Source organism: Marinobacter sp. LQ44, from assembly GCF_001447155.2.
Taxonomy (GTDB): Bacteria; Pseudomonadota; Gammaproteobacteria; order Pseudomonadales; family Oleiphilaceae; genus Marinobacter.
Genome location: NZ_CP014754.1, coordinates 619,898 through 636,390 on the forward strand (window position 1 = coordinate 619,898; position 16,493 = coordinate 636,390).

General features: G+C 57.2%; 13 protein-coding genes and 1 tRNA gene. 2 read left to right on the plus strand and 12 right to left on the minus strand.

Annotation, left to right across the window (positions count from 1 at the left end; translation table 11 throughout):
- Nucleotides 1-184 precede the first annotated feature (184 nt).
- Nucleotides 185-1,369 (plus strand): pyridoxal phosphate-dependent aminotransferase, encoded by a 1,185-nt coding sequence (locus tag ASQ50_RS02915; protein ID WP_058090545.1) that lies wholly within the window; start codon nt 185-187, stop codon nt 1,367-1,369.
- A 71-nt stretch (nt 1,370-1,440) separates the two neighbouring features.
- Nucleotides 1,441-1,516: transfer RNA gene (locus tag ASQ50_RS02920), tRNA-Asn, on the plus strand.
- Between the two features lie 521 nt (nt 1,517-2,037).
- On the opposite strand, the gene pyrF is transcribed toward ASQ50_RS02920, so the two are convergent.
- The 12 genes from pyrF to purU form a co-directional block, all read right to left on the minus strand.
- The gene (gene pyrF / locus ASQ50_RS02925; protein WP_058090544.1) at nt 2,038-2,748 is read right to left on the minus strand and encodes an orotidine-5'-phosphate decarboxylase; all 711 of its coding nucleotides are present in this window, start codon (nt 2,746-2,748) and stop codon (nt 2,038-2,040) included.
- A gap of 30 nt (nt 2,749-2,778) precedes the next feature.
- Nucleotides 2,779-3,948, minus strand: a complete 1,170-nt coding sequence (gene lapB / locus ASQ50_RS02930) for a lipopolysaccharide assembly protein LapB (protein WP_058090543.1) — start codon at nt 3,946-3,948, stop codon at nt 2,779-2,781.
- A complete protein-coding gene (locus ASQ50_RS02935) occupies nt 3,948-4,250 on the minus strand; it encodes a LapA family protein (RefSeq protein ID WP_058090542.1) in 303 nt (100 codons plus the stop codon). Before ASQ50_RS02935 ends, lapB begins: the two co-directional genes overlap by 1 nt.
- A gap of 70 nt (nt 4,251-4,320) precedes the next feature.
- On the minus strand, nt 4,321-4,617 hold the full coding sequence (locus ASQ50_RS02940) for an integration host factor subunit beta (protein WP_058090541.1): 297 nt from the start codon (nt 4,615-4,617) through the stop codon (nt 4,321-4,323).
- A 132-nt stretch (nt 4,618-4,749) separates the two neighbouring features.
- Complete coding sequence (gene rpsA, locus ASQ50_RS02945; protein ID WP_058090540.1) at nt 4,750-6,441, minus strand: 30S ribosomal protein S1; 1,692 nt, start codon at nt 6,439-6,441, stop codon at nt 4,750-4,752.
- Nucleotides 6,442-6,572: 131 nt separating this feature from the next.
- Nucleotides 6,573-7,253 carry a (d)CMP kinase gene (gene cmk, locus ASQ50_RS02950; protein ID WP_058090539.1) on the minus strand — a complete coding sequence of 227 codons (681 nt, stop codon included), beginning with the start codon at nt 7,251-7,253 and terminating at the stop codon, nt 6,573-6,575.
- The gene (locus tag ASQ50_RS02955) at nt 7,253-9,481 is read right to left on the minus strand and encodes a bifunctional prephenate dehydrogenase/3-phosphoshikimate 1-carboxyvinyltransferase (protein ID WP_156509970.1); all 2,229 of its coding nucleotides are present in this window, start codon (nt 9,479-9,481) and stop codon (nt 7,253-7,255) included. The genes cmk and ASQ50_RS02955 overlap by 1 nt, the downstream gene beginning before the upstream one ends.
- A gap of 1 nt (nt 9,482) precedes the next feature.
- The gene (gene hisC / locus ASQ50_RS02960) at nt 9,483-10,607 is read right to left on the minus strand and encodes a histidinol-phosphate transaminase (RefSeq protein ID WP_058090537.1); all 1,125 of its coding nucleotides are present in this window, start codon (nt 10,605-10,607) and stop codon (nt 9,483-9,485) included.
- A 32-nt stretch (nt 10,608-10,639) separates the two neighbouring features.
- Nucleotides 10,640-11,737, minus strand: a complete 1,098-nt coding sequence (pheA, locus tag ASQ50_RS02965) for a prephenate dehydratase (protein WP_058090536.1) — start codon at nt 11,735-11,737, stop codon at nt 10,640-10,642.
- Nucleotides 11,738-11,739: 2 nt separating this feature from the next.
- On the minus strand, nt 11,740-12,822 hold the full coding sequence (serC, locus tag ASQ50_RS02970; protein WP_058090535.1) for a 3-phosphoserine/phosphohydroxythreonine transaminase: 1,083 nt from the start codon (nt 12,820-12,822) through the stop codon (nt 11,740-11,742).
- Nucleotides 12,819-15,392 (minus strand): DNA gyrase subunit A, encoded by a 2,574-nt coding sequence (gene gyrA, locus ASQ50_RS02975; protein ID WP_058090534.1) that lies wholly within the window; start codon nt 15,390-15,392, stop codon nt 12,819-12,821. Before gyrA ends, serC begins: the two co-directional genes overlap by 4 nt.
- 126 nt (nt 15,393-15,518) lie before the next feature.
- A complete protein-coding gene (gene purU / locus ASQ50_RS02980; protein WP_058090533.1) occupies nt 15,519-16,373 on the minus strand; it encodes a formyltetrahydrofolate deformylase in 855 nt (284 codons plus the stop codon).
- Nucleotides 16,374-16,493: the final 120 nt, after the last annotated feature.

Here is a 16,493-nt window from a genome sequence, read left to right on the forward strand (position 1 = left end):
GATTAACCTCCGGGTTCGGCGCCGGCCGCAATACGGCACAACCCCTACAAGAAATTTAGTGTTCTGGCTGCTTCATGATACCATCTGTGCGATCGACGGCTGGGAGAAAAACAGCCAGCACCTTTGGCTCCATAGTTGCCCGGCCGATCGCAGCCCATAAGACGCAGCTTTAAGGAGCTCAAGTTTGGACCTTCAACTTTCCAGCCGAGTACAGGCGATCAAGCCTTCCCCCACCCTCGCAGTCACCAACAAAGCCGCAGAACTCCGCGCGGCCGGCCAGGATATTATCGGCCTGGGTGCTGGCGAGCCGGACTTCGACACCCCCGAGCACATCAAACAGGCAGCCATTGAAGCCATTAACAACGGCCAGACCAAGTACACCGCCGTTGATGGTACGCCGGCCCTGAAGAAAGCGATTATTGCGAAGTTCAAACGGGACAACGGTCTGGATTATGAAGCCAATCAGATCCTGGTAAGCAGTGGTGGCAAACAGAGCTTTTTCAACCTAGCCCTGGCCACATTGAACGCGGGCGACGAAGCCATCATCCCCGCGCCTTACTGGGTTTCCTACCCGGACATGGTGCTGGTGGCTGAAGGCAAGCCGGTGATTATCGAAACCTCTGCTGAGACCCGCTTCAAGATCACCCCCGAGCAGCTGGAAAACGCCATTACCGAGCGCACCCGCCTGTTTGTGATCAACAGCCCGTCCAACCCCAGTGGCATGGCTTACACCCTGGAAGAGCTGCAGGCGATTGGCGAGGTGCTGAAAAAGCACCCGAACATCATGATTGCCACCGACGACATGTACGAGCCGATTCTGTGGACTGGCAAGCCGTTCTGCAACATCCTGAACGCCTGCCCGGAACTGTACGACCGTACCTTTGTGCTGAACGGTGTGTCCAAGGCCTACTCCATGACTGGCTGGCGTATCGGCTACGCCGCTGGCCCGGCGAAGATCATCGGTGCCATGAAGAAAATCCAGTCCCAGAGCACCTCTAACCCGGCGTCGATCTCCCAGGCCGCCGCCCAGGCAGCCCTGGACGGCCCGCAGGAGTGCGTTGGCGAAATGGTCAAGGCGTTCAAAGAACGCCACGACTGGCTGGTAGCCGCCCTGAACAAGTTGCCCGGCGTTGAGTGCCTGAACGGCGACGGTACTTTCTATGTGTTTCCGAGCTTCCAGGGCGCAATCGATGCCACTGACGGCGTGAGCACAGACGTAGAGTTTGCCGAGAAGCTGCTGACCGAAGCGGGCGTTGCCCTGGTGCCGGGATCTGCTTTCGGCACGCCTGGCCACATGCGCCTGAGCTTTGCGACCAGCATGGATAACCTGCAGAAGGCAGTTGAGCGTTTGCAGAAGGCGCTTGGCTAAAAATTTTTAGTCACAGGGTTGACGAGGCGGTATAGCCAACTTAATATACGCGCCTCGTCACATGACGACGTTCCCCGATAGCTCAGTTGGTAGAGCAACGGACTGTTAATCCGTTTGTCCCTGGTTCGAGCCCAGGTCGGGGAGCCACTATTCCGAAAGCCCGCTAGTTCTCTGAATTAGCGGGCTTTTTCGTTTGCTCTCGTTTGTTTCTATTGCCTGCAACTTTTGGCGGTTTTGCAGGACTCCTGCCCCAGCCTTTGAGTTTAGCGGGTGGGAACGGATGGATACCCCTCCCGAAAAACGCTACGAGCACATCCATGTGCGCTTCGCTCCGGCCATCCATGGCCTACGAGATTTTCGGGAGGGGTATCCATCCGTTCCTTTCTAAACTCGGTGGCATAGTCCGGTTGTTTGGTGAATGTCCAGTCGAAATCTTATGAGGTCTGGCAGACTGCCTTCCCATTCCACAGTGCTAGGCATCTACGTGACTATTCTTGCGCTGCCTGAATGGCAGTGTGGGACGGCCTTTCCAAAAATCTCGGAGGCCATGGATGGCCGGAGCGAAGCGCACATGGATGTGCTCGTAGCGTTTTTTGGAAAGGCCGTCCCACACTGCCGCCCCACCAAACCAAGCAGGCTAGGGCCACAGCTCGACCACCCGAACAAGGTCAGACCGAGATCACCTCAGCGTGAATAGCCTCCAAGGCGGCCAGAGGATCGGGCGCCTGGGTAATCGGACGGCCGATGACGAGGTAGTCGGAGCCGGCTTTGAGGGCATCGGTTGGGGTCATGATGCGCTGTTGGTCGCCTTTGTCGGCGGTCAGCGGGCGGATTCCCGGGGTGATTAGCTGGAAGTCGGCGCCCTGCTCTGCTTTCAGTCTGGGGGCCTCCTGGGCGGAGCAGACGACGCCGTCCAGGCCGCAGTTTTTCGTCAGAGTGGCCAGGCGGGAAACGTGGGCCTCTGCGGAGCCCGTAATGCCGATACCGGCCAGGTCCGCATCGGACATACTGGTCAGCACCGTGACGGCGATCAGCAGCGGCTTGTCCGCACCGAACGACTCCAGGCGCTCGCGGCAGGCGACCATCATTTTCTCACCACCCGAGGCGTGCACATTCACCATCCACACACCCAGATCCGCCGCTGCGGCAACCGCCGCCGAGGTGGTGTTCGGGATGTCGTGGAATTTCAGGTCCAGAAACACATCAAAGCCCCGGCCCTGCAGCGACTTGACCAACTCCGGGCCGGAACGGGTGAACAGCTCCTTGCCTACCTTCAGCCGGCACTTGGCCGGGTCCAGCTGATCAGCCAGAGCCAGGGCCGGGTTCTGGGAGGGGAAGTCCAGGGCGACGATGATTTTCGGATTATTAAGGTTTTGCACAGTCAGGTTCCGATTCAAAAGGTTAAAACATTATTCGGCTTCAACGCCCTGGATGGGACGCACCGTTTCCCACTGCTTACAGCTGGGGCAAAGCCAGTGAAGCTGCTGGCCTGAGAAACCGCAACTGACACAAAGGTAAACGGGTCGATTGGCGAGAATCAGGTGGCCAATACGGCTGACCAGGCGGCCTTCGTCTGTGGTCATGCCTTTTTCATAGCCGGCCATTTCCACCAGCCGGAGCAGGCCACGAACGGATGGCCGAATTTCCAGCTCCTGCCGGAGCAGATCAATAGCAGCGGGGCGACCAAAGGAACGCTCCACCGACTCCACCAGTGCCAGCAACAAACTGGTACTCGGATACTGTTCATAGAGTTTGCGGAGTTTTTTGACCAGCCTGCCTACATCACCGTGTTCCCGCTCGAGCTTCATCAGACGGTCGATGGCCTCCGGACCAAACTCCGGGTTCTGTTCAAACACCTTCAGGCTTTGATTGCCGGCTTCGCGGAAGTTGCCCTGGCGGATCTGCTGTTTCATCAGCAACAAGGTTGCGCGAACACAGGAGCGGTCGTAGTCGAGGGCTTTTTTGGCCAGTTTCTGGGCAGTCCAGCGATCGTCTTTAGCCAGGGCCGCATCGGACAACTCACAGGTAATGTACGCCAGTGTTTTGACCATCGCAGGATCTGCGTCGCTTCGGGTAAGGGTCTGCGCCACCTGGGCAGCCTTTTCCCACTCCCGCTCCTGCTGATACAGCTCAATCAAGGCCGTAGCTGCGCGGCGACCATACTCCCTGTCACCCATCAACTGGTGCAGCAGGGCTTCCGCCCGATCGTGGAGGCCGGCATTGAGATAATCCATTGCCAGTTCCAGGGTAACCTGGGGCGTATAGCGCGCCGGCAGTTCGGGCCGGGCCAGCAGGTTTTGGTGGATCAGAATGGCGCGATCGGTTTCGCCCTTATTGCGGAAATGGCTCCCGATAGATAAATGCAGACTAACGGTATCTTTATTGACGGCCAGGGACTGCACAAAGTTGTCGACAGCCTGGTCAGAGTAGTTTGTAAACAGAAATTGCAGACGGTCACGAACGGAATCTTCATCGGAAATGGCCCGGGAGCGGCGCTTGCCCTGGCTACCAAACCTGCCGACCACCCAGCCGGCAGCGACCGCTACCGTCAGAAGCAGCCACTGTAGAACTATTTCCATCAAATTGCCCGGTCGTTCTGTGCCCTGGATTTCTCTAATGCGTGCTCAGCACGCTCGAGTCTTTTCTTGAGAGCCCGCCGGGACACCGACGTACGGAATGTGGCAAGCAAGGCAATCAACACCCCCACAAGGGCGCCAATCACAAACGACATGATAATCCAGACAGCAACACCATGGGGCTGGGTTTCAAACAACAGGAAGTTGAGCGAAACGGCCATCTGATTGTTCAGAGAAAACACCAGCGCCAGGAGTATCAGAACCAGAACCAGAACGGTGATTAGGATCTTCTGCAGTCCTGCCATGTCAATATCTCTCCAGACGGGCGCCAGGCCCGATAGTGCGGTGTTCCATCAGCATTGCCTGGAACCGGGCTTAAAAACCCTTCTTCAAGCTGTCATTCACCTGCTCACGCAATTCTTTGCCGGGCTTGAAGTGCGGAACATACTTGGCAGGCAGCTGCACCGCTTCACCAGTTTTCGGATTACGCCCGGTTCGGGCTGCCCGGTGATGCAGGGAAAAGCTGCCAAATCCCCTGATTTCAATACGCTGACCATCGGCAAGGGCCTGAGACATATGCTCGATGATGGTCTTAACCGCTAACTCCACATCCTTGACGGAGAGCTGTGTTTGCTTGGAGGCAATCAGTTCAACCAGTTCGGACTTCGTCATGAGGCGTTTCCCTCTGTCATTATTATTCCGCAGTCAATTACCGGGTCCCAGTGCCTCTAGTTTAGCCAAACCAGAAAAAAACACAAAAAAAACGGGCTCTTAGAGCCCGTTTTTTTGATGCCAACCGGAAAATTAATCCTTGTTGGCGTTTTGCTGCTGCATCTGCTCTTTGATCAGATCACCGATGGTGGTCGCACCAGAGGATTCTGCAGTTTTGCTACGTACGTTTTCCAGAGCCTGCTTGTCGTCTTCAACGTCTTTGGACTTGACAGACAGGTTGATTACGCGGTTCTTGCGATCGATGCTGATGATCTTCGCTTCAACTTCTTCGCCTTCTTTCAGAACGTTACGCGCGTCTTCAACGCGGTCACGGCTGATTTCAGAAGCCTTCAGTACCGCCTCAACTTCCTCGTTCAGGGCAATGGTAGCGCCTTTGGCGTCTACTGCAGAAACAGTACCCTTAACGATGGAGCCCTTGTCGTTCAGCTGAACGAACTCGGCAAACGGATCGCTTTCCAGTTGCTTGATACCCAGGGAGATGCGCTCGCGCTCTGGATCAACAGACAGGATAACGGTTTCAACTTCGTCGCCTTTCTTGTACTCGCGAACGGCTTCTTCGCCAGTCTCGTTCCAGCTGATGTCAGACAGGTGAACCAGACCGTCGATGCCACCGTCCAGGCCGATGAAGATACCGAAGTCAGTGATTGACTTGATCTTACCGGAGATACGGTCGCCCTTGTTGAACTTGCCGGAGAAGTCTTCCCACGGGTTGGCAACGCACTGCTTGATGCCCAGGGAAATACGACGACGCTCTTCGTCGATATCCAGGATCATCACTTCAACTTCGTCGCCTACCTGAACAACCTTGGACGGATGGATGTTCTTGTTGGTCCAATCCATTTCGGATACGTGAACCAGACCTTCAACACCCTCTTCCAGCTCGGCAAAGCAGCCGTAGTCAGTCAGGTTGGTAACGCGTGCAGTAACCTTGGCACCTTCAGGGTAACGGGCCTTGATTTCTACCCACGGATCTTCACCCAGCTGCTTCAGACCCAGAGATACGCGGTTACGCTCGCGATCAAACTTCAGGACCTTAACATTGATTTCGTCGCCCACATTCACGATTTCGCTCGGATGCTTGATGCGCTTCCAGGCCATATCGGTGATGTGCAGCAGGCCGTCAACACCGCCCAGATCTACGAACGCGCCGTAGTCGGTCAGGTTCTTGACGATACCCTTGATTTCCAGACCTTCGGTCAGGGTTTCCAGCAGAGCTTCGCGCTGCTCGCTGTTTTCAGCTTCCAGAACGGCGCGGCGGGAAACAACCACGTTGTTACGCTTCTGGTCCAGCTTGATAACCTTGAATTCGAGTTCTTTGTTCTCCAGGTGCGCAGTGTCGCGAACCGGACGAACGTCTACCAGGGAACCCGGCAGGAAGGCACGGATGCCAGCCAGATCAACAGTGAAACCACCCTTGACCTTACCGTTGATGATACCCTTGACAACTTCTTCCGCTTCGAAGGACTTCTCAAGTACCTTCCAGGCTTCAGCGCGCTTGGCCTTCTCACGGGACAGACGGGTTTCACCGAAACCGTCTTCAACTGCATCGAGAGCCACATCGACAACGTCGCCGATAGCTACTTCCAACTCGCCTTTTTCGTTCAGGAACTGGGAGGCGGGGATAACGCCTTCGGACTTCAGCCCGGCGTTAACGGTGACCCAGTCGTTATCGACGTCTACAACGGTTCCCTGAACAATGGAACCTGGTTGCATATCGATTTCTTTCAAACTTTCTTCGAAAAGATCCGCAAAGCTCTCGCTCATTATGTGCCCTATATGATCAACGCAAGTGTGCTCCGTGCCGCCAGCAACACGGTCTGTTAACGATTTCCGGAATCAGCCAGCGGCTGGCAATTTAGCGCTGTTTCCGGCATTCCAACAACAAAAAGGTGTAGTCAGGCCTGACCTGCTGCGGCCATACACCTGTCTAACACCTCTTCTATACTCAAACCCGTAGAATCAATGACTTGCGCATCATCCGCAGGCTTGAGAGGGGCCGCTGACCGGTTCATATCCCGATCGTCACGCACCCGTATCTCTTCCAAAAGGGCGTCAATGTTAACATCGACCCCTGCTTGCTTCAACTGATTATAACGGCGCCGCGCCCGCTCCTCGGCACTGGCAGTCAGGAATATCTTTACCGGCGCATCGGGAAAAACCACCGTTCCCATATCCCGACCATCTGCCACCAGCCCGGGCAGCTGCCGAAAATCCCGCTGGCGTTGCAACAGTGCATCGCGCACCGGCTGTATCACCGCCACCTTTGAGGCATTGTCGCCACAGGTTTCAGTGCGGATTTCCGAGGTTACGTCCTCACCTGCCAGCACCACCTTGACCGGGTGGCCTTCGCCCGTGGGCTCGAAAGCCACATCCAGGGTAACCGCCACCTTTACCAAACCGGCTTCGTCATTCAATGCCACGCCCTGCCGCATAGCCGCCAATGCCGTCAACCGATAAAGTGCCCCGCTGTCGAGCAGATGCCAGCCAAGCTTTCTGGCCAGCATCTGAGTGATGGTACCTTTACCGGAACCTCCGGGACCATCAACGGCGATTACCGGTGCCTTGCTTTGGGTCATTAAAACTCGCCTTCTGTACTGATTTGAATGCCAGTCTGTTTGGCCAGGTCAACAAAGCCCGGAAACGACGTAGCCACATTTGCGCAATCGTTGATGCGGATAGGGCCAGTGGCTCGCAGAGAGGCAACGGCGAACGACATGGAGATCCGGTGATCTTCATGGCTTTCAACCGTGCCGCCGCCAATGGTCTGGCCGCCTTCGATGACAATGCCATCCGGGGTGACCGTGGTTTCAACGCCCAGAGCCGCAAGCCCGTCCGCCATGACCTGAATCCGGTCACTCTCTTTTACCCGAAGTTCTTCGGCCCCGCGCAACACGGTGCGGCCCTTGGCGCAGGTTGCAGCAATAAACAGCACCGGGAATTCGTCGATCGCCAGCGGCACCTGATCTTCCGGAATATCAATACCGCGCAGCTCTGCGGACCGAACACGCAGGTCAGCTACAGGCTCGCCGCCAATCATCCGCTCTTCGAGCACCTCAATGTTGGCACCCATCTGGCGAAGGATATTGATCACCCCTACCCGTGTCGGGTTCATGCCAACATGGCGCAGGGTCAGGTCGGAATCCGGGGCGATACTCGCCGCCACAAGGAAGAATGCCGCTGAAGAAATATCCGCCGGCACGTCAATGGCGCAGGCTGTCAGCTTGCCACCACCGGTGACGCTGGCTGTGGCTCCATCACGGTGAACGTGGTAACCGAAGCCCTCCAGCATTCGTTCGGTATGGTCACGGGTCGGTGCGGGTTCCGTTACCGACGTAACGCCTTCGGCGTACAGGCCCGCCAGCAGCAGGCAGGATTTGACCTGGGCACTGGCAACCGGCATTTCATAGTGGATACCGGTCAACGGGTTACCGCCGCGGATCCTGAGCGGTGGGCGACCACCCTCGGCGGTATCAATCACCGCACCCATCGCACGCAGCGGGTCGGCAACCCGGCCCATGGGGCGCTTGGACAAGCTGGCATCGCCGGTTAACTCGGAGTCAAAAGGCTGTGTCGCCAGCAGGCCAGAGAACAGGCGCATAGCCGTACCGGAGTTACCCAGGTATAGAGGGCCGCGCGGTGCCTGGAGCCCGTGCATACCCACGCCATGAATGCGCACGAAGCCGTCTTCCGGGCCCTCAATGGTTACGCCCATATCCCTGAATGCCTGCAAGGTGGCCAGGCTGTCTTCGCCTTCCAGAAAGCCCTTTACCTCGGTAATACCTTCGGCCAGGGCGCCCAGCATGATCGACCGGTGCGACATGGATTTGTCACCCGGAACCCGAATGTCACCCCGAACGGAACCGCCGGGCTGCATAGTAAAAATAACCTGCTTGTCGGTATTGTTAGTCACGTAAGCCTGTCCTGAAAGCATCTTCGAAAAATGTTCCCGCGCCGCTTTGGCGCGACTGAAAACCCGCATTAGGGTTGCACCATCGCCATTGGCAATGGCCGCCCTGAGCTGATCCAGGTCTTGGGTAAAATGATCAATCACGCGCAACACGGCATCGCGGTTTGACAAAAAAATGTCATGCCACATTACCGGATCACTGGCGGCAATGCGGGTGAAGTCCCGGAAGCCACCGGCGGCGTACCGGAAAATGTCCATATTCTGGTCTTCGCCCGCCAGGGTGTCCACCAGGGAAAAAGCAATGAGATGGGGCAAATGACTGGTGGCCGCCAACACTTCGTCGTGATACGCCACCGACATGGTCAGGACCGTTGCACCGGTGCCCTCCCAAAGAGCCGTTAGCCCTGAAAGCGCCGCCGCATCGGCATCGTCGGCCGGGGTCAGAATGACTTTGTGATTGGCGAACAGGTCCGGGTTGGCCGCCCGGATACCGCTTTTCTCCGAGCCAGCAATCGGATGCCCGGGGATCACTCTTGGCGGCAAGCTGCCGAATACGGCTTTAACATCTGCGACGAAACTGGACTTGGTGCTGCCGACATCGGTCAACACTGCGTCATTCGCCAGCCAGGGCCGTATCTGTTCCAGCACCACCCGCGTTGCCCGAACCGGCACGGCCAGGACCACCAGATCACTCCCTCTCACCGCCTGTTCGAGCGTGGCCGCCGCCTGATCAATAACACCGAGGTCCACGCCCAGTGCCGCGTCTTCCGGTTTTTGATCAAAGCCCACGACAACCCGCGCCAGGTTGTGGCTGCGAATGGCGCTTGCCAGGGAACCACCTATCAGCCCAAGACCAATGACAGCAACACGCTGAAAAAGAGGCTGGTTATCAGCCACCTCAACCCCCCTGCCCGGCAGCCGCCAGGGACTGGGACAAGGCATCCAGGAATCGCTCATTTTCCTCTGGGAGCCCCACCGACACCCGCAGGTGATACGGCATGCCATAGCCGGCGATCGGGCGAACAATCACACCATGAGACAGCAGCGCCTGATAGATTCCCTGGGCCTGATCGCCCACTTCAACGGCAATAAAATTACCCGCAGACGGAATATAAGGCAGGCCCATTAATTCAAAGGCTTCCGATAACTGACGCAGGCCAGCCTCATTCACTTCCCGGGAACGATTCAGATAGGCTTCATCCTGCAAAACCGCAGTGGCCGCCGCAAGGGCGACCGAGTCGACATTAAACGGCTGCCGCACCCGGTTCAGGATATCAGCAATGGCCGGCGAGCTGATGGCATAGCCAACCCGCAAAGCTGCAAGCCCCCAGGCTTTGGAGAACGTGCGGCAAACAATCAGATTAGGATAACGCTCAAGCAGTTTGATGCCGTCCGGGTATTCACTACCGCTCAGATACTCGCAGTAGGCTTCATCCAGAACCACCAATACCCGCTCCGGAATTTGATCCAGAAATGCCTCAATCGCCTTCGCCGTGTGCACGGTACCGGTAGGATTGTTGGGGTTGGCCACGAACACCAGCTTGGTGCGTTCGGTCACCGCTGCCGCCATGGCCTCCAGATCGTGCCCCCACTCTTTGGCGGGAACCGGCACCCCTTTGGCACCAATGGCCTGGGTAACGATGGGATAAACCGCAAAGGCATATTGGGAAAACACAACTTCACTGTCGGTGTCGGCAAAACAGCGGGCAATCACCTCGAGCACATCATTAGAGCCGTTACCCAGGGTAATCTGATCCATACCCACGCCGAACCGGTTGGCCAGTGCCTGTTTCAGCTCAAAGCCGTTGCCGTCCGGGTACAGGCAAAGTTCTTCCAGCGCTTTACGAGCGGCCGCCAGAGCCTTCTCGCTGGGGCCCAGAGGGTTCTCGTTGCTGGCCAGCTTGATGATCTCCGAGGGATTCAACCCCAGTTCCCGGGCAAGCTCCTCAATGGGCTTACCGGGCTGATACGGAGACAGAGCCTGAACACCTTTTACCGCAAGACTCTGGTAATCCACTGCCATTAAACTTTCCTCCGGTTGAGATCTTTCAGAAATCAAAGCACGCCGATGGGATAGGAGCCCAGGCGCTTCAGCTCCACGGCTTCCTGGTCGATTTCTGACAACACTTTCTTTACCTGCTCATCTTCCACGTGCCCCTCGAAATCGATGTAGAACACATAGGCCCAGGTACCACTGGGCGACGGCCGGGTTTCGATGCGAGTCAAGCTGATGCCATGGCGATGGAAAGGCTCCAGCACCGCATACAGGGCGCCAGGCTTGTTGCGCATGGACACCAGTACGGATGACTTGTCCTGGCCGCTGGCCGGCACCTCTTCGCGCCCGATAATAAGGAAGCGGGTGGTGTTGTCCGGGCGGTCCTCAATGCTGTTGGACAGTTTTTCCAACCCGTACAATTCTGCGGCCATATCGCCAGCAATCGCAGCGGAGCCGGGCTCTTCCGCCGCCCGGCGGGCCGCTTCCGCATTGCTGGACACGGTGATTCGCTCAATGCCGTAGCGGTGCGTATCCAGCCACTGGCGGCACTGGGCAAAGGACTGCTGGTGGGAATAAATCCGGGTAATTTCCTGGTCTTTGTGCTTGGGCGAGACCAGCAAATGATGGTGAATGCGCAACTGCACCTCGCCACAGATTTTCAGCGGCGAGGAAATGAACATATCCAGCGTGTGGTTGACCATGCCTTCAGTGGAGTTTTCCACCGGCACCACGCCGTATTGGGCCGCACCGGATTCCACTTCACGGAACACCGCGTCAATGGCTGGCAGCGGAACGCTGATAACCGAATGGCCAAAGTGTTTGAGCGCCGCCGCCTGGGTAAAGGTGCCCAAGGGCCCCAGGAACGCGATGTGCATCGGCTTCTCCAGAGCCAGGCAGGCAGACATGATCTCCCGGAACAATCGGGCCATCTCTTCCGCTGGCAGCGGGCCGGGATTCTGCTCCTTAATGCGGCGCAGCACCTGGGCTTCCCGTTCGGGACGGTAGAAGAACACGTCCTGGCCAGGATTGGCAGCCATCTTCACATTGGCCACTTCCTGGGCACACTTGGCGCGAGCGCTGATCAACTGCATGATCTGTTGATCAAGACTGTCTATTTCGTCCCGCAGTTCGCCCAGGCGGGTCTTCTCATCCGTCATGATCAGCCCCGCTCCTTCGCAAATTCCGCCATATAGTCAATCAACGCATCCACGCCCTCTTCCGGCATGGCGTTGTAGATACTGGCGCGCATACCACCCACCGAGCGGTGGCCCTGCAGGTTGAGCAGGTGGCGGGCCTCCGCGCCCTTCAGGAACTCACCGTTGAGAGCATCGTCCGCCAGGGTGAACGGCACGTTCATCCAGGAACGGAAACGCGGCTCGATCGGGTTGGCATAGAAATCATTGGCATCAATGAAGTCGTACAGCTTCTTCGACTTGCGGGCATTCAGCTCGCCCATGGCCTTTACGCCGCCCTGCTCTTTCAGCCACTTGAACACCAGGCCAGACAGGTACCAGGAATAGGTGGCCGGCGTGTTGTACATAGAACCGTTATCGGCGATGACCTGGTAGTTCATCATCGTCGGCGTTTCCTTGCGGGCCTTGCCCAGCAGGTCCTTGCGGATAATCACCACTACCAGGCCAGACGGCCCGATGTTCTTCTGGGCGCCGGCGTAAATCAGGCCAAACTTGTTGATGTCGACCGGGCGAGACAGCATGGTGGATGACATATCCGCCACCAGCGGCACACTGCCGCTGTCCGGAATGAAGTCGTATTCCAGGCCACCGATGGTTTCATTTGGGGTGTAGTGCAGGTAAGCGGCATCGGCACTGGTGTTCCAGGTTGACTGATCCGGAATGGTGGTAAACCCGCCATCCTCAGAGCTGGCCACCACATTCACGCTACCGTAGCGCTTGGCCTCGGCAATGGCCTTTTTGGACCAGATACCGGTGTTCACATAATCGGCCGACGACTTGTCACCAAGCAGGTTCAGAGGGATGGTGGAAAACTGACTGGAAGCTCCACCCTGCATGAAGAGTACGGCGTAATCATCTGAAATGCCTGCAAGTTCCCGAAGGTCCTTTTCAGCCGCATCGGCAATGGCCACAAACTCGTCACTGCGATGGCTCATTTCCATAACCGACATACCGGTGCCACGCCAATCCAGCATCTCGTCACGAGCCTGCTTCAGCACGGCTTCCGGCAAGGTGGCCGGACCGGCACAGAAATTAAACGCCCTGCTCATTCTTCGGTTTCCTCGCCTTCTACTTCGACGTCGTCGTCATCAGACTCTGCAATACGCTCCACACCCACCAGGCGCTCATCTTCCTGAGACAGGCGAATCAGGCGCACACCCTGGGTATTCCGGCTGAGCACGGAAACCTCGTCGGCACGGGTACGCACCAGGGTGCCCTTGTCGGAGATCAGCATCATCTCGTCGCCTTCAAACAGCTGAAGCGCCGTTACCAGATTACCGTTACGCTCGGAGCACTGCATGGCGATAACGCCCTGGCTGCCACGGCTGTATGCCGGGAACTCATCAATCGCGGTACGCTTGCCGTAGCCGTGCTCACTGGCAGTAAGAATCACACCGCCTTCCTGCGGGATAATCAGGGACACCACATGGTGGCCTTCCGGCATCTTGATACCACGTACACCACGGGCGGTCCGGCTCATCGGGCGTACCTGCTCCTCCTGGAAGCGAACGGCTTTGCCCGCAGTGGAAAACAGCATCACTTCGGCGGAACCATCGGTAATGGCCGCGCCAATCAGGGTATCGCCTTCATCCAGGTTCAAAGCAATCAGACCACTGCTCCGCGGACGGGAGAAGTTCGGCAGCGGCGTTTTCTTGACCACACCGGCGGAGGTGGCCATCAATACAAACTGATCTTCCGGGTAGTCCCGCACCGGCAGGAAAGTGGTAATCCGTTCACCTTCTTCCAGCGGCAGGATATTGACCATCGGCCGACCACGGGAACCACGGCTGCCACGGGGAATCTCAAACACCCGCAACCAGTACACCTTGCCCCGGTTGGAGAAACACAGAATGGTGTCGTGGGAGTTGGCCACCAGCAGCTTTTCGATGAAGTCTTCGTCTTTCATCGAGGTTGCTGCCTTGCCCCGGCCTCCACGGCGCTGGGCCTGGTAATCTTCAACCGCCTGGGTCTTGGCGTAACCGCTGTGGGAAATGGTGACCACCAGGTCTTCTTCATCGATCAGGTCAGCAATCGTCAGGTCGCGCTGCGAACTGGTGATCTCGGTACGGCGCTCGTCACCGAACTCGGCTACCACGGCTTGCAGCTCCTCACGGATGACCTGCATCAGGCGGTCCGGATCCGCCAGAATTTCCAGCAGGCCGGCGATCTTCTCGAGGATATCCTTGTACTCGTTCTGGAGCTTTTCGGTTTCCAGACCGGTCAGGCGGTGCAGACGCATATCCAGAATCGCCTGGGTCTGCTCCGGAGACAGGTAATACAGGCCATCACGCAGGCCGTAGATCTCCGGCAGATCGTCCGGGCGGCAGGCGTCTTTACCGGCACGCTCTAGCATGGCCAGAACATCACCCGGCACCCAGCCCTTGGACATCAGCTTTTCTTTGGCTTCCACGGAGCTCGGTGATGCTTTGATCAGCTCGATCATTTCATCGATGTTGGCCAGGGCAACCGTCAGACCTTCCAGGATATGGCCGCGTTCGCGGGCCTTGCGCAGCTCATAGATGGTCCGGCGCGTCACCACTTCGCGGCGGTGGCGAACGAACGCATCAAGCATTTCCTTCAGGTTCAGAATCTTCGGCTCGCCGTTGATCAGCGCCACCATGTTGATACCGAACACGGTTTGCAGCTGAGTGTGGGCGAACAGGTTGTTCACGATCACTTCGGGGTTTTCACCACGGCGAAGCTCGATCACCACCCGGATGCCTTCCTTGTTGGATTCATCACGCAGCTCGGTGATGCCTTCCAGGCGCTTCTCTTTAACCAGTTCAGCAATCTTTTCGATCAACCGCGCCTTGTTCAGCTGGTACGGCAGTTCGGTGATGATGATGGCGTCACGATTGGTTTTCTTGTCGTGCTCAATCTCGTGGCGGGCGCGGATGTAAATACGGCCGCGGCCAGTGCGGTAGGCTTCAACAATGCCGGCGCGACCATTGATAATGCCCTGGGTCGGGAAATCCGGGCCGGGAATAAACTCCATCAACTCGTCAATGGACAGGTCCGGATTATCAATCAGCGCCAGACAACCATTGACCACTTCCGTCAGGTTGTGGGGCGGAATGTTGGTCGCCATACCCACAGCAATACCGGAAGAACCATTTACCAGCAGGTTCGGTACACGGGTAGGCAGGACTTCCGGAATACGCTCGGTGCCGTCGTAGTTGTCGACGAAATCCACGGTTTCCTTGTCCAGGTCCGCCAGCAGCGAATGGGCAATTTTCTCCATGCGGATTTCGGTGTAACGCATGGCGGCGGCGTTGTCGCCGTCGATGGACCCGAAGTTACCCTGACCATCCACCAGCGGGTATCGTAAGGAGAACGGCTGAGCCATACGAACAATGGTGTCGTAAACGGCTGAATCACCATGGGGGTGATATTTACCGATAACGTCACCCACCACACGGGCGGATTTCTTGTATGCCTTGTTCCAGTCGTTACCCAACTCGGACATGGCGAACAGCACCCGACGGTGCACCGGCTTGAGGCCGTCACGCACGTCTGGCAGAGCCCGGCCGACGATAACGCTCATGGCGTAATCGAGGTAGGACTGCTTCAATTCGTCTTCAATATTGACCGGCAGGATCTCTTTGGCTAACTCACCCATCGAGAAAGGTTCCTTTGCGTTATCTGGAAGTCGTACCGGGGCCGTTTCCGGGCCCCGTCTTTATTCTTCAACAAGCCGCCAAGCATACCACAGTCCACTGCCCCGAGGGGCGACTGTGGCACAGCCTTAATCGAACACTACGGTCTTGTTTTCGTAGGTAATCACGCGGTCTTCGATATGAGACCGAAGGCCGCGGGCCAGCACGTTCTTTTCAACGTCTTTGCCCAGCCGAACCATATCTTCAATGGAATCGCTGTGGCTGATGCGAATCACGTCTTGCTCAATGATCGGACCTTCGTCCAGGTCCTGGGTCACGTAGTGGCAGGTGGCCCCGATCAGCTTCACGCCCCGGCTGTAGGCCTGGTGATACGGGCGGGCCCCGGCAAACGACGGCAGGAAGCTGTGGTGAATGTTGATCACCTTGCCAGCGTACTTTTCGCACAGCTCAGCCGGCAGAATCTGCATGTAACGCGCCAGCACCACCACGTCGGCATCGTACTTCTGGAAAAGCTCTTCAATGTGAGCAAAAGCTTCTGCCTTGTTTTCCTTACTGACCGGTATATGGTGATAGGGAATATCGTGCCATTCCACCATCCGGCGAAGGTCATCGTGGTTGGAAATAACCGCCACCATTTCGGCGTTCAGTTCCTTGCTGTGCCAGCGGTGCAGGAGGTCCGCCAGACAGTGTGATTCTTTGCTGCACATCAGGATGACGCGTTTGGGCCGGGCGGAATCGGCGATGTGCCAGCGCATGTTGAATTCGCGGGCAATCGGTTCGAACGCGGCGCGGAACTGATCAAGCCCGAAGGGGATCGACTCAGCCTTGATCTCGTGACGCATGAAGAACCAGCCAGACTGAGTGTCTGAATGGTGGCTCGCCTCGGTAATCCAGCCGTTGTAGGTGGACAGAAAATTACTCACCTTGGCAACAATCCCTACCCGGTCCGGGCAGGAAATAACAAGACGATAGGTATGCTCCATTAAGCCTTTCCTTAACTTGAATCCGGGAAAGCGGGTGCGCCGGAAAACCACAGCCATCCGCCTGCGGTGGCGTGCTTGGGCGCACCGGAAAAAATGATCGGCTATGATAGCCTATCTGGC